At 71.6% G+C, this 23,752-nt stretch carries 22 protein-coding genes; 6 read left to right on the top strand and 16 right to left on the bottom strand.

What is annotated here, in order from left to right:
* Window positions 1-150: 150 nt before the first annotated feature.
* The 14 genes from hpnH to RI138_RS29485 form a co-directional block, all read right to left on the bottom strand.
* Window positions 151-1,170 (bottom strand): adenosyl-hopene transferase HpnH, encoded by a 1,020-nt coding sequence (gene hpnH, locus RI138_RS29550; RefSeq protein WP_096630839.1) that lies wholly within the window; start codon window positions 1,168-1,170, stop codon window positions 151-153.
* Window positions 1,171-1,175: 5 nt separating this feature from the next.
* A complete protein-coding gene (locus tag RI138_RS29545; RefSeq protein ID WP_311122339.1) occupies window positions 1,176-1,823 on the bottom strand; it encodes a phosphorylase family protein in 648 nt (215 codons plus the stop codon).
* Window positions 1,823-3,823: a squalene--hopene cyclase gene (gene shc, locus RI138_RS29540; protein ID WP_311122338.1), complete on the bottom strand. Its 2,001-nt coding sequence runs from the start codon at window positions 3,821-3,823 to the stop codon at window positions 1,823-1,825. The genes RI138_RS29545 and shc overlap by 1 nt, the downstream gene beginning before the upstream one ends.
* Before the next feature lie 107 nt (window positions 3,824-3,930).
* Window positions 3,931-5,034 (bottom strand): polyprenyl synthetase family protein, encoded by a 1,104-nt coding sequence (locus tag RI138_RS29535; protein WP_311122337.1) that lies wholly within the window; start codon window positions 5,032-5,034, stop codon window positions 3,931-3,933.
* Window positions 5,031-6,416 carry a hydroxysqualene dehydroxylase HpnE gene (gene hpnE, locus RI138_RS29530; RefSeq protein WP_311122336.1) on the bottom strand — a complete coding sequence of 462 codons (1,386 nt, stop codon included), beginning with the start codon at window positions 6,414-6,416 and terminating at the stop codon, window positions 5,031-5,033. Before hpnE ends, RI138_RS29535 begins: the two co-directional genes overlap by 4 nt.
* Window positions 6,417-6,534: 118 nt before the next feature.
* Window positions 6,535-7,455 (bottom strand): presqualene diphosphate synthase HpnD, encoded by a 921-nt coding sequence (gene hpnD / locus RI138_RS29525; RefSeq protein ID WP_179500274.1) that lies wholly within the window; start codon window positions 7,453-7,455, stop codon window positions 6,535-6,537.
* A gap of 29 nt (window positions 7,456-7,484) precedes the next feature.
* Window positions 7,485-8,396: a squalene synthase HpnC gene (hpnC, locus tag RI138_RS29520; protein ID WP_311122335.1), complete on the bottom strand. Its 912-nt coding sequence runs from the start codon at window positions 8,394-8,396 to the stop codon at window positions 7,485-7,487.
* Between the two features lie 417 nt (window positions 8,397-8,813).
* Window positions 8,814-9,599 (bottom strand): ABC transporter ATP-binding protein, encoded by a 786-nt coding sequence (locus RI138_RS29515; protein ID WP_096630848.1) that lies wholly within the window; start codon window positions 9,597-9,599, stop codon window positions 8,814-8,816.
* A complete protein-coding gene (locus RI138_RS29510) occupies window positions 9,592-10,521 on the bottom strand; it encodes an ABC transporter permease (RefSeq protein ID WP_311122334.1) in 930 nt (309 codons plus the stop codon). Before RI138_RS29510 ends, RI138_RS29515 begins: the two co-directional genes overlap by 8 nt.
* A gap of 101 nt (window positions 10,522-10,622) precedes the next feature.
* Window positions 10,623-11,495: a glycosyltransferase family 2 protein gene (locus tag RI138_RS29505; protein ID WP_311123055.1), complete on the bottom strand. Its 873-nt coding sequence runs from the start codon at window positions 11,493-11,495 to the stop codon at window positions 10,623-10,625.
* Window positions 11,496-11,503: 8 nt separating this feature from the next.
* The gene (locus tag RI138_RS29500; protein ID WP_096630852.1) at window positions 11,504-12,283 is read right to left on the bottom strand and encodes a CDP-alcohol phosphatidyltransferase family protein; all 780 of its coding nucleotides are present in this window, start codon (window positions 12,281-12,283) and stop codon (window positions 11,504-11,506) included.
* Window positions 12,261-13,322: an iron-containing alcohol dehydrogenase family protein gene (locus tag RI138_RS29495; RefSeq protein WP_311122333.1), complete on the bottom strand. Its 1,062-nt coding sequence runs from the start codon at window positions 13,320-13,322 to the stop codon at window positions 12,261-12,263. The genes RI138_RS29500 and RI138_RS29495 overlap by 23 nt, the downstream gene beginning before the upstream one ends.
* Complete coding sequence (locus tag RI138_RS29490; protein WP_096630855.1) at window positions 13,310-14,047, bottom strand: phosphocholine cytidylyltransferase family protein; 738 nt, start codon at window positions 14,045-14,047, stop codon at window positions 13,310-13,312. Before RI138_RS29490 ends, RI138_RS29495 begins: the two co-directional genes overlap by 13 nt.
* On the bottom strand, window positions 14,044-15,798 hold the full coding sequence (locus RI138_RS29485) for a DUF5941 domain-containing protein (protein WP_311122332.1): 1,755 nt from the start codon (window positions 15,796-15,798) through the stop codon (window positions 14,044-14,046). Before RI138_RS29485 ends, RI138_RS29490 begins: the two co-directional genes overlap by 4 nt.
* Window positions 15,799-16,117: 319 nt before the next feature.
* On the opposite strand from RI138_RS29485, the gene galE reads away from it, so the two are divergent.
* The 4 genes from galE (at window position 16,118) to idi (ending at window position 20,496) form a co-directional block, all read left to right on the top strand.
* Window positions 16,118-17,104, top strand: a complete 987-nt coding sequence (gene galE, locus RI138_RS29480; protein ID WP_311122331.1) for a UDP-glucose 4-epimerase GalE — start codon at window positions 16,118-16,120, stop codon at window positions 17,102-17,104.
* 191 nt (window positions 17,105-17,295) lie between these two features.
* Entirely contained in the window at window positions 17,296-18,237 is a 942-nt protein-coding gene (locus RI138_RS29475) for a cation diffusion facilitator family transporter (RefSeq protein ID WP_096630860.1), read from the top strand.
* A 249-nt stretch (window positions 18,238-18,486) separates the two neighbouring features.
* On the top strand, window positions 18,487-19,755 hold the full coding sequence (locus RI138_RS29470) for a bifunctional class I SAM-dependent methyltransferase/N-acetyltransferase (protein WP_311122330.1): 1,269 nt from the start codon (window positions 18,487-18,489) through the stop codon (window positions 19,753-19,755).
* 147 nt (window positions 19,756-19,902) lie between these two features.
* Window positions 19,903-20,496: an isopentenyl-diphosphate Delta-isomerase gene (gene idi, locus RI138_RS29465; protein ID WP_096630862.1), complete on the top strand. Its 594-nt coding sequence runs from the start codon at window positions 19,903-19,905 to the stop codon at window positions 20,494-20,496.
* Window positions 20,497-20,550: 54 nt separating this feature from the next.
* On the opposite strand, the gene RI138_RS29460 is transcribed toward idi, so the two are convergent.
* Window positions 20,551-21,006: an ATP-binding protein gene (locus tag RI138_RS29460; protein WP_311122329.1), complete on the bottom strand. Its 456-nt coding sequence runs from the start codon at window positions 21,004-21,006 to the stop codon at window positions 20,551-20,553.
* 146 nt (window positions 21,007-21,152) lie between these two features.
* Complete coding sequence (locus RI138_RS29455; protein WP_311122328.1) at window positions 21,153-21,776, bottom strand: HdeD family acid-resistance protein; 624 nt, start codon at window positions 21,774-21,776, stop codon at window positions 21,153-21,155.
* Between the two features lie 80 nt (window positions 21,777-21,856).
* Here RI138_RS29455 and RI138_RS29450 point away from each other — a divergent pair, with 80 nt between their 5' ends.
* Both RI138_RS29450 and RI138_RS29445 read left to right on the top strand, forming a co-directional pair.
* Window positions 21,857-22,621, top strand: coding sequence for an enoyl-CoA hydratase/isomerase family protein (locus tag RI138_RS29450; RefSeq protein WP_096630866.1), 765 nt, complete (start codon window positions 21,857-21,859; stop codon window positions 22,619-22,621).
* A 120-nt stretch (window positions 22,622-22,741) separates the two neighbouring features.
* Entirely contained in the window at window positions 22,742-23,611 is an 870-nt protein-coding gene (locus RI138_RS29445; protein WP_311122327.1) for an SCO6745 family protein, read from the top strand.
* Window positions 23,612-23,752: the final 141 nt, after the last annotated feature.

Below are 23,752 nucleotides of genomic sequence, written 5' to 3'. Positions count from 1 at the left end.
CCCGGCGAGCGCCTCGGCACGTTCGGCGTGTGCGGGGAAGCGGTCTCTCCGCTGCGGCGCCGGCGCACGGCCCGGTCTCCTTCCTCGGCTCAGGGGCGGGCCGACCGCCCGGGAGGGACCCGGACCGTCGGCCGCCCGCTGTTCACCTCGTCACCGGCTCCCGCTGACCGTCTCCCGTGCGGCACGCAGGGACTCCTTGAGAGAGCCCATGGTGGCGAGCACCGCCGTGGGTTCGTAGCCGCAGTGCGCCATGCAGTTGGCACAGCGCGGGTCCTTGCCCCGGCCGTACTTGTCCCAGTCGGTCTCCTCGATGAGCTGACGGTACGTCGGTACGTAGCCGTCGCTCATCAGGTAGCAGGGGCGCTGCCAGCCGAAGAGCGAGTAGTTGGGGATCGCCCAGGCGGTGCAGGGGAAGTCCGCCTTGCCTTCGAGGAAGTCCAGGAAGAGCGGCGAGTGGTTGAGCCGCCAGCGGGCCCGGTTGCCGCCAGCGAAGGCCTTCTTGAACAGCTCGCGGGTCTGGTCGACGCCGAGGAAGTGCTCCTGGTCGGGCGCCTTCTCGTAGGCGTAGGCGGGCGAGATCATCATCTCGTCGACATGGAGGTCGTCGTTGAGGTAGTTGAGGACCTCGATGATGGTCTGGGGGGTGTCCGTATTGAAGAAGGTGGAGTTGGTGGTGACGCGGAAGCCGCGTCGCTTGGCCTCCTTCATCGCGGCGACGGCCTCGTCGAAGACGCCTTCCTTGGCGACGGATTCGTCGTGCCGCTCGCGCAGTCCGTCGATGTGCACGGCGAACGCGAAGTACGGGGACGGAGTGAACTTGTCGAGCTTCTTCCGCATCAGCATCGCGTTGGTGCACAGGAAGACGTACTTCTTCTTCGCGACGAGCTGGCGCACGATCTCGTCGATCTGCGGATGCATCAGGGGTTCGCCACCGGCGATGGACACCATGGGAGCGCCGGATTCGAGCACCGCTCCGACCGCCTGGGCGACCGGCATGCGCTGCTTCAGGACACCGGCCGGGTGCTGGATCTTCCCGCAGCCCTCGCAGGCGAGGTTGCAGGCGAACAACGGCTCCAGCTCGACGATCAGCGGGAACTTCTCACGCTTGCGGAGCTTCTGTTCGAAGAGATACGTCGCAACCTTGATGGACTGACGGAGCGGCATGGCCATCTAGCTCACCTCCTGGGGAGCAGTAAAGATCGGTGCCATTCATAGAAAGCCGGAAGGACGGCACGGAGAACACGGAAGGCTGATATTCCACCGCGTACCGTGCCGATGCGGACGAGCTCATGCTCTGGAGCGTCCACGACCACCCGGACGGCCGCAACCGGGCGCGGTCCGTGGCACAGGGCGGTGCGCAGTGTCGCGGCGGACTCCATGTCCACGGCGATCGCCCCGCCCGCCCGCAGCGCGGCCCGCTCGGGGCCTCGTACGACGTGGTCGGAGCCGGTGAGCGGGCCGGTGTGGACGGTGCGGCCCGGCACCGCCCGGGCGAGCGCGGCGACCAGGACGCCCGTCCCGGTGCAGGGCGTGGAGCCGTCGGCGTCCCGGGTCTCCTCGGCGACGACTAGGTCCCCGGGGTGCATCCCGGGAGCGAGCCCGGCGCAGAAGCCGGAGGCGATGACCGCGGCGTCGGGGACCCCGCCGGGCCCCAGGAGGCGCGCCACGGCCGCCTCGGCGGCCCGGGGGCCCATTCCGGTACGCAGGACCCGCACCGGGCCCGGGGCGCCCCTGCCGCTGCGCAGGGCCACCTGCTCGATGCCGAGCGCGCACGCGACCAGCAGCGGCGGAACGGGGGGTCCCGGTCCGCGCGGATGGCCCATCAGGTCCCCTCCCCCAGGTCCGTACGGTCGGCGAACGGGTCGCCGTGGACGTAGCGCCCGAGTGCGGTGAGGGGGAAGACCTGGCGGTAGAGGTGGTAGTTGATCGAGAAGTCCCAGGGGAAGCCGGTACCGGTGAAGTACGGCTCGTCCCAGGAGCCGTCGGCCTGCTGGGCCTCGGTCAGCCAGGTGACCCCGCGGGCGACCGAAGGGGTGTCGCGGCGGCCCGCGGCGAGCAGGGCGAGCAGCGCCCAGGCGGTCTGGGACGCGGTGGACTCACCGTGCCCGATCCACTTCTCCTCCTGGTAGGAGCGCAGGTCCTCGCCCCAGCCGCCGTCGTCGTTCTGTACGGACTCCAGCCAGTCGACGGCCCGGCGGATCGCGGGGTGCCCGGCGGGCAGCCCGGCGGCGGTCAGGGCGGGCACCACCGACCCCGTGCCGTAGACGTAGTTGACGCCCCAGCGGCCGAACCAGGCCCCGCACGCCTCCTGTTCGGCCAGCAGCCACTCGATGCCCTGCCGGGTACGGGGGTGGTTCGCGAGCCCCTCGACGGCGAGCATCTCCACGACATGGCCGGTGACATCGGCCGACGGCGGGTCGATGACCTCGCCGAAGTCGCAGAACGGCAGGCGGTTGGGGAAGGCGCTGGTGTTGTCCGCGTCGAACGCACCCCAGGCCCCGTTGCGGGACTGCATCCCGAGGTTCCAGCGGACCCCGCGGGCGATGGCGGCCTCCAGCCGGGCCGGGTCGGGGTGGCGCACCCGGCGCAGCGCCAGGACGACTTCGGCGGTGTCGTCGATGTCCGGGTAGTTGTCGTTGTGGAACTCGAACGCCCAGCCCCCGGGGGCGAGTTCGGGTTTCCGTACCGACCAGTCGCCGGGCCGGGTGATCTCCTCGTCCAGCATCCAGTCGGCGGCCTTCACCAGGGCCGGGTGGTCGGGCCGCAGTCCGGCGTCGGCCAGTGCGATGGTGGCCAGACAGGTGTCCCAGACGGGCGACTGGCAGGCCTCGACCATCCGCGCCCCGTCCTCGCGATGGACGGCGAACCGGTCCAGCGAGGCCAGTCCGGCCCGCATCACCGGGTGGTCGAGGTCGTAGCCGAGCAGATGCAGGGCGATGATGGAGTAGACGGCCGGTGGCTGAATCCCGCCCCAGCAGCCGTCGTTCTCCTGCCGCTCGATGATCCAGCGGGCCGCCGCGTTCATCGCGATCCGGCGCAGCGGGCGGGGGGCGACCTTGTGGTAGAGGTGCAGCCCCTTGTCGAGGCGCTGGAAGAGGCCGTCCCAACTGGCCGCCGGGGCGAGCTTCCTGGGCGGGTTGGGCCGGGCGGGGTCGCTGTGCAGCTCGTCCAGGGCGAAGGGGGCGGGCCGCACCGGGCGCTTCGCGGAGACGATGGTCAGGGGAACGATGGTCTGGCGGGCCCAGCAGCCGAAGTCGTAGATGTTGAGCGGGACCCACTTGGGGAAGAACATGAGCTCGGGCGGGAGTTCGGGGAGGTCGTCCCACTTCCACCAGCCGAACAGGGCGAGCCAGATCCGGGTGAAGACCCGGGCGGCCGCGATGCCGCCCTGCTCCCTGATCCATCCGGAGGCGCGCGCCATGTGCGGCTCGTCGGGGCGGTCCCCGGCCAGCCTGAGGGCGACGTACGCCTCGATGGTGGCGGAGAGGTCGGCGGGGCCGCCGTAGAAGGTGTTCCAGGTGCCGTCACCGAGCTGTTCGCCCCGGATGAAGAGGGCGGCCGCCCGGGTGGTCCCGGGGTCCTGGATGCCGAGGAACTGGCGCAGGAGCAGGTCCTCGGCGTCCATGGTGACGTTGGTGGCGAGGTCCCCCTTCCACCAGCCCTGCTCGTCCTGTCTGCCGAGCAGGTGCTCCACGGAGCGTTCCGCTGCCCGCCGCGCGGCGGCGAGCACGTCGTCCGCGGCGATGGTCGTGTCGGCCGGATGGGCGGCCGGGAGTGCCGACAGGCTGGCGGCCCCGGTCGGTCCGTCGGTCGTCGCTGTCATGAGCTTCCCCTTACGTGCAGTGGTTTCTCTGCTGTGCTGGGGTCTCCGTCGGCCGACGCCCAGATCAGGGCGCCGGCCGGCGACTGCGAGTCATATGCGCGTGCTGATCATCTCTTGCGTACCACCACGAAGTCCGCGAGCGCGGTGAGCTGCTCCCGCACCCGGTGCGGCATGTCGACCGCATGCAGCGCCTCGACGGCGACCGCGTGCTGACGACGGGCTTCCTGGGCGGTCCACTCACGGCCGCCCGCCTCCTCGATGAGCGCCGCGCGGGCGGCGAACTCCTCTTCGGAGAAGCTGTCGAAGTCGCTGCTCTTGGCGTCGGCGGCAAGCAGTTCGCCCAGCCGCTCGGAGGCCTCGCCGCCCGCGGCGAGCGCCGCGACGACGGGCAGGGACTTCTTGCGCTGGCGCAGATCGCTCCAGGTCTGCTTGCCCGTCGAATCCGGGTCGCCCCAGATGCCGAGCAGGTCGTCGACGGCCTGGAAGGCGAGGCCGAGGTGGTAGCCGTACGCCTCCAGGGTGTCGGCTGTGCGGTCGTCCGCCCCGCCGAGCACCGCGCCGATGGAGACCGCGCAGGCCAGCAGAGCGCCGGTCTTGTTGCCCTCCATCTCCAGGCACTCCTCGACGGTGACCCGCTCGCGGTGCTCGTAGGAGATGTCCTGGGCCTGCCCGTCGATGAGCTTGCGGGTGGCGGTGGTCAGCCGCCGCGCCGCGCGGCCCGCCTCTACCGTGCCGAGCTCCAGCAGCAGGTCGTAGGCGAGTGCGAAAAGCGCGTCGCCGACCAGGATCGCCTGGGCCGGGCCGTGCACCTTCCACACTGTGTCGCGGTGGCGGCGCTGCTCGTCGCCGTCCATCAGGTCGTCGTGCAGCAACGAGAAGTTGTGCACGAGTTCGACGGCCACCGCGCCGGGGACGCCGGCCTCGGCGGGGGCGCCCGCCGCTTCGGCGGACAGCAGGGCGAGGGCGGGACGCACGGCCTTGCCGCCGTCGCCGTCCGAGGGGCGTCCCTCGGCGTCGATCCAGCCGAAGTGGTAGGCGGCGACGGTGTCCATGGGCGGCGCGAGCCGGTCCACGGCAGCCCGCAGCACCGGCGCTGACAGGGCTCGTCCGCGCTCCAGAAGCGCGGTGACATCCGTGGTGTCGGCCACGGTGTCGAAAGCCGGATTCGCCGGGGTCACTGACTCTCCTCTTGTTCCGGTGGTACTGCTCATGCCGCCTCCTGCAGCGGATGTCCATGGGGGCGGCCGAGGTCCTGGAGGGCCGCGTCGGCGGCTGCGGTGCCGCTGCGCACAGCACCTTCCATGGTCGCGGGCCAGCCGGTGTCGGTCCAGGCCCCTGCCAGCTGGAGGCCGGGCGCCCGGGTGCGGGGGCCGGGGCGCAGCCGCCCGACGCCCGGGGCGGGCGCGAAGGTGGCGGTGCGCTCCCGGGTGACGAAGAAGTCCCGGATGCCCGCGCCGCGGGCGGCGGGGAGCAGCCGCTCCAGCTCGGGCAGATAGCGGGCGCGCAGGTCGGCGACGGGGAGGTCGATCTCGTCCTGGGCGGCGGACTGCGAGACGGCCAGATACTGCCCGGGGCCGACGAGTCCCGAGGAGTGGGTGCGGTCGAAGACCCACTGGACCGGGGAGCCGATGGCGGCGAAGAACGGCCGGCGCAGCACCTTGCGGTCGTAGACGACGTGCACGTTGAGGATGGGGGCGTAGGGGATGTCGAGCAGCAGGTCCGGCTCGTCCAGCGCGCCCTCGGGCAGCAGGTCGTGGGTCTCGGTCTGCGGGACGGCGAGGACGACGGTGTCGGCGGTGATCCGCTCCCCGGCCGTCTCGACGGTCCACCGGCCGTCCTCGGTGCGGGTCAGGGAGCCCACCTTGGCGCGCAGCTCCGTGCGGACGCCCGCGGTGTCCAGGGCCTTGCGGGCGAGGGTGTCGTGCAGCTCGCCGAGGGGGACGGTGGCCCAGCCGATGTCGGCGGCGCCGGGCTCGGAGAGCAGTCCGGTCTTGAAGACCTTGGCAGCGAGCGCCATGGAGGCGTCGGGGGCGGTGGCGTTGAGCGTGGCGACGCCGACGAGGTCCCAGAGCGCCTCGACGGCGCGCTGCGACTGGCCGTGCCGCCGGAGCCAGGTCGCGAAGTCGACGCGGTCGAGCTCGGGGTCGGCCGGGTCGAGGCGGCCGAGGGCGAGGGCCGCGCGGCCGACGGCCGCCTTCTCGGCGAGCGAGAGGTGAGGGTAGGCGGCGAGGCCGCCCGCCAGATGCAGCGGTACCGGCAGGGCGGTGCGGCGCAGCCGCCCCAGGCGCGGTCCGGCGGCCCGGCCGACGTCGAGCACGGGCACGTCCAGGCGGTTCTGGAGAGGCGCCAGCCGGGCGGCGTCGATCCGGTCGAGGAACCAGCGGTAGCCGGTGCAGCAGCGCAGGTAGACGTGCTGACCGTTGTCGACGGTGAGGTCGCCGCGCTGGAAGGAGAAGGCGAGGCCGCCGAGGCGGGGCCGCCCTTCGAGCAAGGTCACATCAAGACCGGCGTCGGCCAGGCGGAGGGCCGCCGTGATGCCGGCGAGGCCGCCGCCGACGACGACCGCGACGGGGCGCGGGAGGTCGTCGCTCATGCGGGCCCCTCTCGCCGGATCGTCGCAGTGCGGCGGGTCGCCGTCACGCAGATCGTCGCAGTCAGGGACGCGTCGGGCCACCGGAGGGCGACCGAAGGTCCGGACCTGGGAGAACGCATCAGGCTCGCCCCCTGGCGGTCAGCTTCGAGATGTGGCGGGCGTCCAGTCCGGACAGGCCGCGCACCGCGACGTAGGCCTTCTCGTGGCCGGGCAGCGAGACCCGGCCGCGCAGGACGGCCTCGGGGTCGCGCTCGATCCGGTCGAGGAGGCGGCGGTAGATCCCGGCCATGGCGGCGACGCAGGCGCCGCTGCGACGGTCGAGCATCGGCAGCAGGCGGTAGCCCTCGGCGAACAGGGCGCGGGCGCGGCGGACCTCGAAGTGGACCAGGCCCGCGAAGTCGGAGCCGGGGGGCGGGGTGGCCCGGTGGAATCCCGCGGAGCAGCCGAACTTGGCCAGGTCGTCGGCGGGGAGGTAGGTGCGCCCGTTTCCGGCGTCCTCGCGGACGTCGCGCAGGATGTTGGTGAGCTGGAGGGCGAGGCCGAGGGTGTCGGCGTACTCCGCGGCGCGCTCGGCACCGCGGGCCCCCGGTTCCGTACCGAACACGCCGAGGCTGAGGCGGCCGATGGCACCCGCGACACAGCGGCAGTACGTCCTGAGGTCGTCCCAGGTCTCGTAGGTCGCGCCGCGCACGTCCATCAGGACGCCGTCGATCAGTTCGTCGAGCCCTTCGAGCGGCAGCGGGAACCGGCGGGCGGCGTCGGTGAGCGCCACGGCCACCGGGTCGGTGTCGTCCTCGTCGACCGAGCCCTTCCGGATCCGGTCGAGCAGCTCGCGGGTGCTCTCCAGCCGGGTCCGCTTGGTCTCCGGGTCCAGTTCCCCGTCGCCGATGTCGTCGACCCGACGGGAGAAGGCGTACAGCGCCGACATGGCCTGCCGCTTGTCGTACGGCAGCAGCCTGATGCCGTAGGCGAAGTTACGTGCCTGCTGTCCGGTGACGGCCTCGCAGTAACTGTATGCGGCCTGCACCGGCGGCGACATGTACGTCGTCTGTCCCTCCACGGTCCGGCTCACCTCTCTCCACGCGCTCTTCGCAAGACGGTTCCCACTTCGCGCAGCAGCCTGGGCTTGGTGGGCTTGGGCGGTCCGGGCAGTACGTCGAACCCGGCGGCCGAGATCGCGGCGAGCGCGGCGCGGCCGCCTCCGACGAATCCGGCGAGGAGCAGCTTGAGCCTGCCGTCGACGCTGCCCACCAGGGGGGTGCCCGCGTCCAGCAGCTCGCTCGCGCGCCGGGCCTCGTAGGCGATCAGGGCACGCACCGAGGCTCCGGCGGACGGCCGGCCCAGGTCGGATTCGGTGACGTGGAAGCGGTCCATGTCCTCGGCGGGCAGATAGATCCGGTCGCGTCCGAGGTCCTCGGCCACGTCCTGGAGGTGCTCGACGATCTGGAGCGCGGTGCACACGGCGTCGGAGCGGCGGATACGTTCCGGGCTCGTGGTGCCGGTGAGGGCGAGGACCAGGCGGCCGACCGGGTTCGCGGAGAGTTCGCAGTACGCGGCGAGCTCGGCGTAGGTCCCGTAGCGGCGGATCTTCTGGTCCTGCCGGTTGGCCTCGATCAGGCCGATGAAGGGCTCGGGGGTGAGCGCTCGGCGCCGCACGGTGGGGCGCAGGGCGCGGAGCAGGGGGTGGTGCGGTTCCTCGCCGGTGGTGGCGAAGACCCGGTGCAGATCGGCCTCGAAGGCGTCGAGCATGGCGAGCCGGTCGTCGCTCTGCTCCGGCTCCAGGCCCAGGTGGCGGGCGTCGCCGCCACCGGGGGCGAGGTCGCCGTCGCCGATGTCGTCGACGAGCCGGGCGTAGCCGTAGACCGCCATCAGGTCGTCGCGCCAGGCGCGGGGCAGGAAGAAGGGCGCGACGGGAAAGTTCTCGTCCGCGGCCTTGCCCAGGGTGGCGTCACCGGTGCGCGCCTCGGGGGTGGAGGTCACTGCCGACCGCCCGGCGCGGGGACGGCGAAACCACGTCGGAGCTGGAGATCTTCCGTCATTGCCGTCACATCTCCCGTTCTACACTGCTGACCCAAAACATCCCTTTTCGGACACGCCGCTCGTGCTTCCGAGTGCACTGCGGCACAGCGGGCGAAGTGCCGGGGGCGGATCGCCCCACTTGCCATGAATCAGCACCGCTACAGCTTACGTTGTACAGCTCACAGAGCCGCGCCGGGGTGGAACGCCTCGCGCCACGTCGCCGTCGTTCCGTTCAACCTTCCCCGCGCACGGTCGAATTGACGTCATCCGCCGGGAGGAGATCGCCCCTGGGCCCTACTGCGGAGGGTTTCCCGGCGGCTCACACCGCGTGGCCCCCGCCGGATCGGTCCGGCAGGGGCCACGGGATACGGACGGGGGCTACTTGCCCGTTTCGCGCTCGTACGCCTTGAGGACTTCCTCGGTGGGCCCGTCCATCAGGAGTTCGCCCTTCTCCAGCCAGAGGGCCCGGTCGCAGGTGTCCCGGATCGACTTGTTGTTGTGGCTGACCAGGAAGACGGTGCCCGCCTCCTTGCGGAGCTCGCGGATGCGTTCCTCGGAGCGGACCCGGAACTTGCGGTCGCCGGTGGCCAGCGCCTCGTCGATCATGAGGACGTCGTGGTTCTTGGCAGCGGCGATGGAGAAGCGCAGGCGCGCCGCCATACCGGAGGAGTACGTCCGCATCGGCAGGGTGATGAAGTCGCCCTTCTCGTTGATCCCGGAGAAGTCCACGATCTCCTGGTAGCGCTCGCGGATCTCGTCCCGGCTCATGCCCATGGCCAGACCGCCGAGGACGACGTTGCGCTCGCCGGTCAGATCGCTCATCAGCGCCGCGTTCACGCCGAGCAGCGAGGGCTGGCCGTCGGTGTACACCTGGCCGGACTCGGTCGGCAGCAGACCGGCGATGGCCCGCAGAAGCGTCGACTTGCCGGAGCCGTTGGTGCCGATGAGGCCGATGGCCTCACCGCGGTAGGCGGTGAAGGAGACACCGCGCACGGCGTGCACCTTCCTGACCCCGCGCGGCTCGCCCTTGCCCCGCCGCATCATGCGGCTCAGCGCCGCGGTGGCACTGCCCCGGCCGCCGCCCGTGCCGTTGACCCGGTACACGATGTGCACGTCGTCGGCGATCACCGTGGGAATGCGCCCCTGTGCGTTGTCCTCAGCCACGGCCGTACCGTTCCTCTGCCTTCCAGAAGTACACGAATCCCACGACGCCCAGCAGCACGGCCCAGCCCAGGCCGACGGCCCAGACGTGGTCCGGCAGGTTCTCGGAGCCGTATCCGTCGATCATCGCGAAGCGGACCAGGTCCATGTAGACCGCCGCCGGGTTGTACTGGAGCACGTCGGCGATCCAGGCCGGCTTGTCCTTGAGCATGACCGGGATGGAGAACATGACGCCCGAGGCGTACATCCAGGTCCGCATGACGAACGGCATCAGCTGCGCGAGGTCGGGGGTCTTGGCGCCGAGCCGCGCCATGACGAGGGCCAGGCCGGTGTTGAAGAAGAACTGGAGAATCAGGGCGGGAATCACCAGGAGCCAGGACAGCGAGGGGTAGCTGCCGAAGATGACGGCGACCGCGACCAGCACGATCATCGAGAACAGCAGCTGCTGGAGCTGCTGGAGCGAGAACGAGATGGGCAGCGAGGCCCGGGGGAAGTGGAGGGCCCGGACCAGTCCGAGGTTCCCGGAGATCGACCGGACCCCCGCCATCACGGAGCTCTGGGTGAAGGTGAAGACGAAGACGCCGGTGACCAGGAACGGCACGAAGACGTCGTGGGGAATCCCCTCCCTGGTCCCCAGGATCAGCCCGAAGATCAGGTAATAGACACAGGCGTTCAGCAGGGGCGTGACCACTTGCCACAGCTGGCCCAGTTTGGCCTGGCTGTACTGCGCGGTCAGCTTCGCCCGGGAGAAGGCCAGAATGAAGTGGCGTCGGCCCCAGAGCTGTCTCATGTATTCGAACAGCCCGGGCCTGGCGCCGCTCACGGTCAGGCCGTGCCTGGCGGCCAGCTGGGCGGCGCTCAGGCCCTCGTCGGCGGACGGTGGGGTGCCGAGGGCTACCCCACCGTCGTGGGTCGTGTCACTCACAAGTTGAAACTCTCGTCTTCACGCGCAGCCAGTCGCGGGCGCGGCTCAGGCGGACAGGTTCCGGAAAGAAAATACGCCTCATGCTCTCAGAGGAAAGCCTCTCAGATGACCGGAGGTCGGCCCAGCCTCGTCAGCCGCCACACCGTACGCCACTTCATCGGGCGGCGGGGGCCGCAGGGCGTCGACCAGCCTTCCCGGAAACCGCCGGACCACGCCCGCAGTGCGGGCAACGACGGGCGTCTGACCAGGGTCAGCAGCAGCCAGACCCCCAGATAGAGGGGAACCAGCGGGGCGGGGAGGTTGCGGCGGGCGAGCCAGACCCGGTTGCGGGCCACCATGCGGTGGTAGACCGCGTGCCGGGAGGGGGCGGTGGTGGGGTGGTTCAGCACCATGTCCGCGCGGTAGTCGATCATCCAGCCCGCGTCCAGCGCCCGCCAGGCCAGGTCCGTCTCCTCGTGCGCGTAGAAGAACTCCTCCGGCAGCGGGCCGACCTCGGCGATGACCTTGGTCCGTACGGCGTTGGCGCCGCCCAGGAAGGTCGTCACGCGCGAGGAGCGCATCGGGTCGGCCGCCCGCAGCCGGGGTACGTGGCGGCGCTGGGTGACGCCGGTGTCCGGGTCCGCGATCCGGAAGGTGATGATGCCGAGCTTCGGGTCCGCCTCGAACGCCCGGCGGCACAGCTCGGCGGTGTCCCGGTTCGGGAGCAGCCCGTCGTCGTCCAGGAAGATCAGGGCGTCCACGTCGGCCCCGCACGGGCCGAACGCCTCGATGCCGACGTTGCGGCCGCCGGGGATGCCGAGGTTCTCCGGCAGCTCCACGGTGCGCACCCCGGCCGGGACGTCCGGCACCGGGGCGCCGTTGCCGACGACCACGACCTCGATCCGGTCACCGTGCTGGGCGGTGACCGAATCGAGGAGGGCGCGGAGCTCGTCGGGGCGGTTGCCCATGGTGATGATCACCGCGCCCAGTTTCATGGCAGACGTCACTTCAGCCTGCTGGACGCCAGGACGGAGACCAGGTGCAGCAGGGTCTGGAGCAGCGCGATACCGGCCAGGACGGCCGTGGCCAGGCGGGTGTAGAAGAGGTCGCCCCCGATGGTGTCCAGGATCGCCACCAGGAGGATCAGCAGCGAGGCCTCGATCCCGAGGATCAGCCGGTGGAACTTGAGCGCCCCGGCGGCCCGGCGGGCCAGGGCCATGCCGGAGGAACGCGGCTCGGATGCCGCCTCCTTGACCGGCGGCAGCCCGCCCTGGTGACGGGCCACGCCGACCAGGTCCGTCTCGGCCTTGATCAGGATCGCGCCGAGCGCGGCGAGCGTGCCGAGGAACGCCCAGAGCCAGTCGATCCGGCCCTCGCCCCAGATGTCGGCGGCGCGCAGGCCGAGGCCGACCAGCACCGCCGCGTCGCACAGGTAGGCGGCGACCCGGTCCAGATAGACGCCGCTGAGCGAGTACTGCTTCTTCCAGCGGGCGAGCTCGCCGTCCACGCAGTCGAACAGCAGGTAGAGCTGGACCATGAGCACGCCGAGCAGGGCGCCGGGGATGCCCGGCACCAGGAGCGCCGGGGCGGCGAGCGCACCGGCGAGCGTCATCACGTACGTGACCTGGTTGGGCGTGACGCGCGTGTTCACCAGGTAGCGGTCCACGCGCAGGGAGACCTCACGCATGTACATGCGCCCGGCCCAGTGCTCGCCGCTGCGCCGGTCCTTGACCCCCGGCGGGTGAACGACCGGACGGAGTTCAGCTACTGATGGTCTTGGCATAGTCGGCGTACGCGTCCCTGATCTGGTCGGTGGACAGGTTGAGGTGCTCCAGGACCGTGAAGCGTCCCGGGCGCGTCTGCGGCGCGTAGTCGACGGCCTTGACGAATTCGTCGACGCTGAAGCCGATCTCCTCCGGCAGGACCGGCAGACCGTGCCGGCGCAGTATCGACGCCATCAGGAGGGACTCCTGACGGGCGCCGCGCAGGTGCATGGCGAAACAGGCGCCGAGGCCGACCTGTTCGCCGTGGCTGGCAGCGCGCTGCGGGTAGAGCAGGTCGAAGGCGTGGTTGATCTCGTGACAGGCGCCGGACGCCGGACGCGAGTCGCCCGCGACCGACATCGAGATGCCGGTGAGCACGAGCCCCTCGGCCAGCACCTTCAGGAAGGCGTCGTCGCCGACCCCGCCGGGGTGGCGCAGCACGGCCTCACCGGCCTGGCGGGCCATCGCGGCCGCCAGGCCGTCGATCTCCTCGCCGTTGACCTCGTGGGCCAGCTCCCAGTCGGCGACGCAGGAGATGTTCGAGATCGCGTCGCCGATGCCGGAGCGGACGTACCGGGCGGGCGCCGCACGGATGATGTCGAGGTCGATGACCACGGCGATCGGGGTGGGGACCCCGTAGGAGCCTCGCCCGTTGTCGTTGTCCAGCGTGGCGACCGGGGAACAGAGTCCGTCGTGCGAGAGGTTCGTCGCGACGGCGACCATGGGCAGCCCGACCCGCGCCGCGGCGTACTTCGTCACGTCGATGATCTTGCCGCCGCCGAGGCCGACGACGGCGTCGTACCGGTTGCCCTTGATGCCGTCGGCGAGCTTCACCGCGGAGTCGATCGTGCCGTCGGAGACCGGATACCAGTCGGCACCCGGCAGGACCGGGGCGAGCCTCTCCCGCAGGGCGCGCCCGGAGCCGTCGCTGATCGCGATGGCGAGCTTGCCCGAGGAGGAGATCCGCTGATCGGCCAGGAGACCCGCCAGATCGTCCATGGCGCCGCGCCGGATGTCGACGACGACCGGGGACGGAATGAGCCGGGTCAGTACTGGCACGCGATCTCCCGGCCCTTGGCGAGGTCGTCGTGGTTGTCGATCTCGACCCAGGTCACGGTGCCGATGGGGGCCACGTCGACGGTGAAGCCGCGGTTCACGAGCTCCTGGTAGCCGTCCTCGTAGTAGAGGTCGGGGTCGCGCTCGAAGGTGGTCTTCAGCGCGTCGGCGAGCTCCTCGGCGGCCTCGGGCTCGATGAGGGTGACGCCGATGTACTCACCGGTGGCGGTGGCCGGGTCCATCAGCTTGGTGATGCGCTGGACGCCCTTGCCCTCCTCGGTGATGACCTTCATCTCCTCGTCGGCGAGGTTCTTCTCTGTGTCGAGCGCGAGGATGATCTTCTGGCCCTTGCCCCGGGCGTCCAGGAGGGTCTTCTCGACGGAGACCGGGTGGACGGTGTCGCCGTTGGCGAGAATCACACCGCGCTTGATGACGTCACGGGCGCACCACAGGGAGTAGGCGTTGTTCCACTCCTCGGCCTTGTCGTTGTCGATGAGCGTGAGGGTCAGGCCGTACGTGGCCTCCAGCTCGGCCTTGCGCGCGTAGACGGCCTCCTTGCGGTAGCCGACGACGATCGCGACCTCGGTGAGTCCGACCTCTGCGAAGTTGGCGAGCGTGAGGTCGAGGACGGTCTTGTCGCCGTCGACAGGGACGAGCGCCTTGGGGAGCGTGTCCGTGTAGGGGCGCAGACGTCGTCCTGCACCGGCTGCCAGTACGAGGCCGATCATGCGAGTTCTCCTTCGTCGTGTACGGCGGGGGCCGAGGAGGACACCCAGAAGCGGATGGACTCCACGAGCACCACCAGAGCCACGGCGACCGCGAGCGCGGTCAGGGCCGTGGTGAAACCTGAGGTGTGGGTGAGTACGGCGGCGAGGACGGCCACCAGCGCGGTACGGCCCTCGTGTCCACCGATCGTCCGCGCCAGCCACTGGGGCGGCGCGCCGGTGCCTCCGCGAATGCGGTACACCGTGTCGTAGTGATGGTAGGCGACGGCCGAGACGAGCCCGAAGGCCGCCGGAACGGCGTGGGGGACGTCGCTGCGGGCCGCCAGCACGAGGATCGTGACGTACTCCGCGGCCCGGAAGAGCGGCGGCACCAGCCAGTCCAGCGCACCCGTGAGCGGGCGGGCGACGGCGAGGCCGGAGAGCAGGACGTACACCGCGGCGGCGGCGACGGTGAGCCAGCTGCCGTACGGGAGGAGGAGGGCCCCGCCGACCATCACGAGGGTGCCGAGCAGGGCGAGGGCCGGGGCCGTGAACGCGCCCCGGAGTCCGGGGGCGACCGCGGCGACGGCCTGCGCCAGGGGCCCGGAGTCGGCGAGGTCCGCGAGGGCCTGCGCGGCACGGTCGGTACGGCTGGCCCGGCGGGTCAGCGAGCGCAGCAGGCGGCCCGCCGTGGTGTAGCAGGCGGCCAGGCCGCAGCCGACGAGCAGGGCGTAGAAGACGATGCGCGGGGTGGTGAGCGCGGTGAGCACCGCGATCATGGCCCAGCGCTCACCGATCGGCAGCACGATCATCCGGCGTGCCCAGACCGTCCAGCCGACGCTGTCGAGCCTGCCGGAGAGGGCGGCGGTGGGGCTGGTGTTGGCGACCGCGTCGTGGTTGGCCTCGTTGAACGAGAAGTCCACGACATGGCGGCAGGCCTGGAGGACCATGGCGCCGAGCGCCAGGACCCAGACGTCATCGCCGCCCCGTACGGCGCCGATGGCGAGGCCCGCGTAGTACGCGTACTCCTTGGCCCGGTCGAAGGTGGCGTCCAGCCAGGCGCCCATCGTGGAGTACTGGAGCGAGTAGCGGGCGAGCTGCCCGTCGGTGCAGTCCAGCACGAAGGAGACGAGGAGCAGGAGTCCGGCGGCGATGTAGCCGCCCCGGGTGCCGGTCGCCGCGCTGCCCGCCGCGATGAGCGCGGTGATCAGCGAGGCGGTGGTGACCTGGTTCGGGGTGAGGCCCCGGCGGGCGCACCAGCGGGCGATGTAGCGGGAGTAGGGGCTGATGCAGAAGGTGGTGAAGAACCCGTCGTGAGCCTTGACCGCGCTGCGCAGCCGTACCGCCTCGTCATCGACCGCGTCGCGGGCCGTCTCGGCGACCGCCCGCTGTCCGGCGTCGGTGGGTACGGCGGCGGTGAGCGAGCCGAGTTCGGGGCGCTTGACGGCGACGCCCTCGGCGTCCAGGGCTACGGCGATGCGGCCGGGGACGGTGCGGTCCTCGGGAGCGGGGTCGGCGTCCGGTTCGACGACGGGGGCGCCCGCACCGACGGCGGCCGTGGCGCGGTGCAGCGCGCGCAGCAGGGCGCCGCGCGCCTCCGGCTGGGCGGTGAGCGCACCGGGGACGGCGGCGGCGGGGAAGCGGGGGTCGGTCAGGCCGAGCCGCAGTGCGTGCACGTGGCCCACGAAGCGGGGGTCGACGAGCGCGACGCGACGGCCCGCCGGGACAGCGGCGAGGAGGGCTGCGGCGTCACCGGCGTCGACGGCGGTCTGCACGTCGAAGCCCAGGGACCGCAGATCGTCCGCGAGCGACGATCCGGGTACCGGCGCACCGGTGAGGATGGCGGTCGACAGACGAACTCACTCCTTGGCGCTGACGGGGGACGACACACGACGGCACGGCCACGGGGCCTGCCTGCGGCATGTCGGCTGAGGCTATCGGATGAACGGAAGGCCGAGTTCACCACCCGTTCGCGCGCTGTTCGGGTGGGCCTGATCGGGCCGGGGCCGTTCGCGATCATCATCATGGATCGGTGCCCGGCCGACAAACCGCGAGCCGGCGGCCTGAAAAGGGACAGCCCTTAGGCTGACGGCCATGACATGGCTGATCACAGGCGGGGCGGGATACATCGGGGCGCACGTGGCGCGGGCCATGGTCGCGGCGGGAGAGCGGGTCGTGGTGCTCGACGACCGCTCCACGGGCGTCGTGGACCGGCTGCCGGAAGCCGTCACGCTGGTGGAGGGCTCGGCCTCCGACCGGGAGCTGCTGGACCGGGTGCTGTCCGCACACGCGGTGAGCGGTGTGGTGCATCTCGCCGCGAAGAAGCAGGTCGGCGAGTCCGTGGAGAAGCCGCTGCTGTACTACCGGGAGAACGTCGCGGGACTGGCCGTCCTGCTGGAGGCCGTGGTCGCGGCGGGCGTGCGGCGCTTCCTCTTCTCCTCCTCGGCGGCCGTCTACGGCGTACCGGATGCGGAGCTCATCACCGAGGAGACGCCCTGCCGGCCGATCAACCCGTACGGCGAGACCAAGCTCGCCGGTGAGTGGCTGGTGCGGGCGACCGGGAAGGCCCACGGGATCTCGACCGCCTGTCTGCGGTACTTCAACGTGGCGGGCGCGGCGGCTCCCGAGCTGGCGGACACCGGGGTCTTCAACATCGTTCCGATGATGTTCGAGCGGCTGACGCGCGGTGAGGCCCCGCGGATCTTCGGCGACGACTACGCGACGCCGGACGGCACCTGTGTCCGTGACTACATTCACGTCGCCGACCTGGCCGAGGCGCATCTCGCGGTCGCCCGGCGGCTCGGCGGGCGGGACGGCGACCTGACGGTGAACGTCGGCCGGGGCGAGGGTGTCTCGGTACGGGAGCTGGCCGAGGTGATCGGCGAGGTGACCGGGCTCGGCCCGAAGCCGGTGGCCGAGGCGCGCCGCCCCGGTGACGCGCCGAAGGCGGTGGCGTCGGCCGCGCGGATCACCGAGGAGCTGGGCTGGACGGCTCGGCGGAGCGTGCGCGAGATGGTGGAGTCGGCCTGGGAGGGCTGGTGCCTGCGTCACCCGGAGGCACACTCCGGGCAGCCTCGGTGAGCGGTCCGGGCACACCTCCGAACCTCCGCCCGCGATCATCCCGACGCTCTGACCTGCGGAACGTTTTCGCAGGTCAGAGCATATGACAACGGTGTTCAGTACCGTGTTGCCGGATACCCCCCACCCGTAGTTCACTGGCCACGTCGGGCGGTTCGCCCCGGCGTTGTCGTACGGACCTGGAGGGGTATCTCATGGGGGCTGGCCACGATCACGGGCATACGCACGGCGGACCGCCCCCGACGGGGACCGCCGCCGCCGCGTACCGGGGCAGGCTGCGAATCGCCCTCACCATCACGCTGAGCGTGATGGTCATGGAGATCGTCGGCGGTCTGCTGTCGAACTCGCTCGCCCTGATCGCTGACGCGGCCCATATGGCCACCGACGCCCTGGGGCTGGGGATGGCCCTGCTCGCCATCCACTTCGCCAACAAGCCGGCCGGCCCGAACCGCACCTTCGGTTTCGCCCGCGCCGAGATCCTGGCGGCACTGGCCAACTGTCTGCTGCTGCTCGGCGTCGGCGGCTTCCTGCTCTTCGAGGCGGTGGACCGCTTCATCACGCCGGCCGAGACGAAGGGCGGACTCGCCATCGCGTTCGCCGCGGTCGGCCTGGTGGCCAACATCGTCTCGCTCTCCCTGCTGGCGCGCGGGCAGCAGGAGAGCCTGAACGTGCGGGGCGCCTATCTGGAGGTGCTGGCCGACACCCTGGGTTCGCTGGCCGTGATCATCTCGGCGGGCGTCATCATGGCGACCGGCTGGCAGGCCGCCGACCCGATCGCCTCGCTGGTGATCGGCCTGATGATCGTGCCCCGGACCGTGAAGCTGCTGCGGGAGACCCTGAACGTGCTGCTGGAGGCGGCACCCAAGGGCGTGGACATGGCGGAGGTACGGGAGCACATCACGGAGCTGCCCGGGGTCATCGACGTCCACGATCTGCACGCCTGGACGATCACCTCGGGGATGCCGGTGCTCTCCGCGCATGTGGTGGTGCACCAGGAGATGCTCGACTCGATAGGGCACGAGAAGCTCCTGCACGAGCTCCAGGGCTGCCTGGGCGACCACTTCGACGTGGAGCACTGCACGTTCCAGCTGGAGCCGAGCGGCCACGCGGAGCACGAGGCCAGGCTCTGCCACTGAGACGGGGGCGGGGGCGGTGCTACGGTGAAGTCGTTGAGATGTTCGAGTCTCACGGTGGATGACATCCGGGAACAGCGGGACTCTTCGCGAAGGAAGCCCGCGAAGAACCTTTCGAGAGGAGCTGAGGTTGATGACGGTCGCGGCGACGCCTGCCAGGCGCGGCAATCGGTCCTTCCTCATCTCCCGGGTTTCCGGCTAGGTCCCTCTTCTCGGATCGGGCCGGAGCCCTCGCACTCAAGGGTTCCCACGTTGACCGACCACACGGACGACGCCTCGCGCACCGAGGCGTTCGTCACCCTGCACCACCGTCTCCCCCGGCAGAGCCCCGGCTCCGACGCCACCACGCGTCGGCTGCTCGCTCTGGCCGGTCCGCTGCCCGACCGTCCGCGCGTCCTCGACCTGGGCTGCGGTCCGGGCCGTGCCGCTCTGCTGCTCGCCGCCGAGGCGGGCGCCGAGGTGACCGCGGTCGACCTGCACCAGCCGTTCCTGGACGAGCTGCGCGAGGCGGCCGGGGCCCAGGGCCTCGACGGCCGCATCCGCACCGTCCGGGCGGACATGGGCGATCTCACCGGTCCCTCGTTCCCGGAGGGGGCCTTCGACCTGATCTGGGCCGAGGGCTCGGCGTACTGCATCGGGTTCGACACCGCCGTACGCGACTGGCAGCGGCTGCTGGCCCCGGGCGGCACGATGATGATCTCCGAATGCGTCTGGACCACGGACGCCCCGTCGGCCGGGGCGCGCGCCTTCTGGGACCGCCACGGTTCCCTGCGCCCCCTGCCGGCGACGACCGCGGCGGCCGTCGCCGCGGGCTGCACGGTCACCTCCGTGCTGGTCCAGCCCGACAGCGACTGGGACGAGTACTACGTTCCGCTCGCCGAGCGGGTCGAGAGCGCCGATCCGTCGGCTCCCGGCATGGAGTGGGCGCTCGCGGCCACCCGTGAGGAGCTGGCGGTGCGGCGCGAGCACGGCACGGAGTACGGCTACGCCGCGTACGTCCTGCGGCCCGCCGACCCCCGGTGGGTCACCCGCCCGGAGGCGGCGGGCGAGCACGAGGCTGTGCACGCGGTCAACGCGGCCGCGTTCCCGACCCCGGACGAGGCCGATCTCGTGGACGCGTTGCGTGCGGACCCCGAGGCGTGGCTGCCGGATCTCGGTTACGTCGCCGAGGCCCCGGACGGGTCCCTCGCGGCGTACGCGCTGCTGACCCGCTGCCGGGTCGGCGACGCCCCGGCGCTCGCGCTGGCCCCGGTGGCCACCTCCCCCGCGTTCCAGCGGCAGGGGGCCGGGCAGGCCGTGGTGCGGGCGGTGCTGGATGCCGCCCGGGTCCGCGGTGAGGTGCTGGTGCTGGTGCTCGGTCACCCCGATTACTACCCGCGCTTCGGATTCGTCCCGGCGTCGCGCTACGGGATCCGCGCCGGGTTCGAGGTTCCGGACGAGGCGATGATGGCGCTGGTGCTGGACGGTTCCGTCCCGGTTCCGGCGGGCATGATCCGCTATCCGGCGGCCTTCGGGGTCTGACGCCCCGTCCGTCCCGCCGCGCTCGCACGGCGCGGCGGGGCGGACATGCCCGGAGCCGAAGTACGGACAAGCGGCTTTTGTACGGCAGACTTGACCGGACTCCAGGGGCCCGGCGCACGAGGCCGGGGACCAAAGCGAAGGATGGGTATGCCGACCACACCAGCCACCGCGACGCACAGCTCGTCGAACGGCACCGCAGAAGCGATCATGCTCGAACTGGTCGACGAGAACGGCACCACCATCGGCACGGCGGAGAAGCTGGCGGCCCACCAGGCCCCCGGGCAGCTGCACCGCGCGTTCTCCGTGTTCCTCTTCGACGAGCAGGGGCGGCTGCTGCTCCAGCGCCGGGCGCTCGGCAAGTACCACTCCCCCGGTGTCTGGTCGAACACCTGCTGCGGACACCCGTATCCGGGCGAGTCCCCGTTCGCGGCCGCCGCCCGGCGTACGTACGAGGAGCTGGGCCTTTCGCCGTCGCTGCTGGCCGAGGCGGGCACCGTCCGCTACAACCACCCGGACCCCGCGTCGGGCCTGGTGGAGCAGGAGTTCAACCACCTTTTCGTGGGACTGGCGCAGGAGCAGCTGAAGCCGGACCCCGAGGAGGTCGGCGAGACGGCCTTCGTCACGGCGCCGGAGCTGGAGAAGCGGCACGCCGAGGGCCCGTTCTCGGCGTGGTTCATGACGGTGCTGGATGCGGCCCGGCCGGCGATCCGCGAGCTGACGGGGCCTTCCGCGGGCTGGTGAACGCGGCGGGCGCTCGGCGGGCGGGTCAGCCCCAGCCGGGCCGCGTACGGGCGGTCAGAGCTGCGTCTTCAACGGCAGCGCCGCCCAGATGATCTTCCCGCCGCTCGCCGTGTGCTCGACGTCGCACGTGCCGCCGGCCTCCGCGGTGACGACCTTGACCAGCAGCAGCCCCCGGCCGCCGGTCTGGGCGTAGTCGGTCTCCAGGGCGGTCGGGCGGTAGGGGTGGTTGTCCTCGACCGACACTCTGACCCAGTCGGCGGCGATGGCCACCTCGACGGCCAGCTCGGGCGAGAGCAGCGCCGCGTGTTTGACGGCGTTGGTGACGAGCTCCGAGACGATCAGCAGCAGCCCCTGGAGGATGTCGTCCTCGATCGGCACGCCCTGACGGCCGAGGAGATCGCGTACGGCGTGCCGGGCGCGGGGGACGGAGGCGTCCACGGCGGGGGCGGTGAAGCGCCACACCCCCTCGTACGACACGGGGTCGGCGGGGACACTCCCGAGGCTCTCCATCGTCCGGCACCAGCTCTCACTCGCACTGCACTGACCGTCGAGTAAAGAGTGTTGGGAACGGCTTGGTCCGCACCGTGCCACTGATCGGAAGTAGCCAGGTATCGGCGCTATTCGACCAAAGTCGCACGCCCTTGCCGGTCGGCGGACTACTTCTGTTCTTCTTCTGGTGCCTTGCTCGGCTCGTCCGGGACCGGGGCACTTTCATCCAGCCGCTCCGATACCAGGCTGACGATGCGTCGGCCGCCGATGCCGATGGCGATCAGGCCGAGCCCGTCGAAGAGCAGGGCCAGCGAGAAGAAGAAGCCCAGGACATACAGACTGCTGTGCGGCCAGTCGAACAGCACCAGCAGGCCCAGCAGCATCCCGAAGGCGCCCTGGAACAGCGTCCACCCCATCTGGGGGCCGCGCACCACGACGCTGCCGACCAGCCGGAAGACCCCGCCGGTCAGGAAGAGCAGGGCGGCGAACATGGTCAGCGCCTCGGCCGTGCCCTCGGGGTGCTTGATGACGACGACACCCGCGGCGATGTTGAGGGCCGCGACCACGACGCCCAGCCAGAAGTAGTTCGTGCCACGCGACTCGATCGCGTGCAGCAGCCCGACCAGACCGCCGACGAGCAGCAGCCAGCCGAAGAGCAGCATCGAGGTGAGGGTGGCGAAACCGGTGTAGATCAGGCCGATGATGCCCGCGATGACCAGCAGTGCGCCGAGCAGCGCGAGCCAGCCGAAACTGCGGGTGAGCTTCCTGCCCTCGGTGGTGGGTCCGTTCATCGACGGCTCCTTACGGTGCGTGTCCGCTTCGCGACCCCTTCTTGATCATAGGTTCGAACCGTACGGATAGCATCCGGCGCATGGACCGTACGGAACCCCGCCTGATCCCGTCCGTAGAGCACGGGGTCGCCACCCTGGTGATCACCCATCCCGCCAAGCGCAACGCGATGACCGCGGCGATGTGGCGGAGCCTGCCGGAGCTGCTGGAGCGGCTGGCGGCCGACCCGGCGGTCCGGGTGCTGGTGCTGACCGGGGCCGGGGACACCTTCTGCGCCGGGGCGGACATCTCCACGCTCCGGGAGAGCGCGGACGAGGCCCGGGGGCTGGCGGTGGCGGCCGAGGAGGCACTCGCCGCATTCCCCCGGCCGACGCTGGCGGCGGTGCGCGGGTACTGCGTGGGCGGCGGCAGCCAGCTCGCGGCCGCCTGCGATCTGCGGTTCGCGGAGGAGGGCGCCTCCTTCGGGATCACCCCGGCCAAGCTGGGCATCGTCTACGCCTCCTCCTCCACCCGGCGGCTGGTCTCCCTCGTCGGCCCCGCCACGGCCAAGCACCTGCTGTTCTCCGGCGAGCTGATCGGCACGGAACGGGCTCTGCGCACCGGGCTGGTCGACGAGGTGCTGCCGCCGGGCGGCCTGGACAAGCGGGTCGAGGAGTACGTACGGGTGCTGGCGTCCCGGTCTCAGCTGACGCAGGCCGCGGCGAAGGAGTTCGCCGCGGGCCGGACCGACCGGGACGCGTACTGGGCCGGTGAGGCGCGCGGCAGCGGCGACACCGGCGAGGGCGTCGCCGCGTTCCTGGAGCGGCGCGCGCCACGGTTCACCTACACCGCGAAACCCACCGGGTGAGGCGGTGCCGCGGGACGCAGGAGAGGCCGAAAGCGCGCGGCCTGCCGTCGCGGGCAGCTCCGACATCTTGACGCCTCCCCCGGGTTCCCTGGCGTACCGACCAGTCGGTAACGTGCGGGCATGACCACTCTTCCGGCTCGCGCGGGACGCCGCTGCCACAACGCCGTCAACCCGCTGCATTCGTGCATCTTCTTCTCCCCCGACCTCGGAGCGGAGCTCGGGAAGATCGGCATCGAGGACCCGAGCGCCGCCTACTTCGCGACCCGGGCCGCCGCGCTCGGCGCTGTGGGGGCGGGCACCGTCACCGCCACGTTCTACAACTTCAACCCCGCTCTCGTGGCCCGCCATGTGCCCGCCGTCTGGGAGACCGCCCCGCCCGAGCGGGTGCTCGGGGCCCGGCTCCGGGCGGCGGACTCGACGCTGCGGCGGCTGCTCGGCGAGGAGGCCGTCGCCTCCGACGAGATGGCCGAGGCGGCCCGGCTCGCCCTGCGCGCCACCGAGGCCTGCACCCCGCACGCCCGCCCGCTTTACGCCGCGCACGCGGAGCTGCCGGTGCCTGAGGAACCGCACCTGGCGTTCTGGCACGCGGCGACCCTGCTGCGCGAGCACCGCGGCGACGCCCACCTCGCGGCACTGCTCGCCGCCGGACTGGACCCCCTCGAATCGCTCGTCAGCCACACGGCGACCGGCAAGGGCATGGCGCCCCGCTGGATTCTGGCCTCCCGGGGCTGGCGCCGCAGCGACTGGGACGCGGCCTCGGACCGGCTGCGGGAGCGGGGGCTGCTCGACGGAGGCGACGACCTCGCGCTGACCGAGGCGGGCACGGCGCTGCGCGCGGAGGTCGAGGAGACGACGGACCGGATGGACACCGCCCCGTACGAGCACCTGGGCGCCGACGGCGTGGAGCGGCTCACCGAACTGGGGCGCGGATTCCTGTTCACGGCGGCCGCGGCGGGCGCCTTCCCGGCCTCGGCGACCGGCCGGGACTGACCCACGACACCCCCTGGCACGGCCCGGGACCCTCGCACACGGTGCCGGGGCCCCCGGGCGTGTTGCCCGAGGTCGCGCGACACGGCCCCCGGCCACCCGGCACAATGCAGGCCGGGGGATGCACCCCGGCAAGCAAGAACG

Origin of the sequence: Streptomyces durocortorensis (genome assembly GCF_031760065.1) — a bacterium.
Lineage (GTDB): Bacteria > Actinomycetota > Actinomycetes > Streptomycetales > Streptomycetaceae > Streptomyces.
This window is presented reverse-complemented; position numbering and strand designations above follow the sequence as displayed.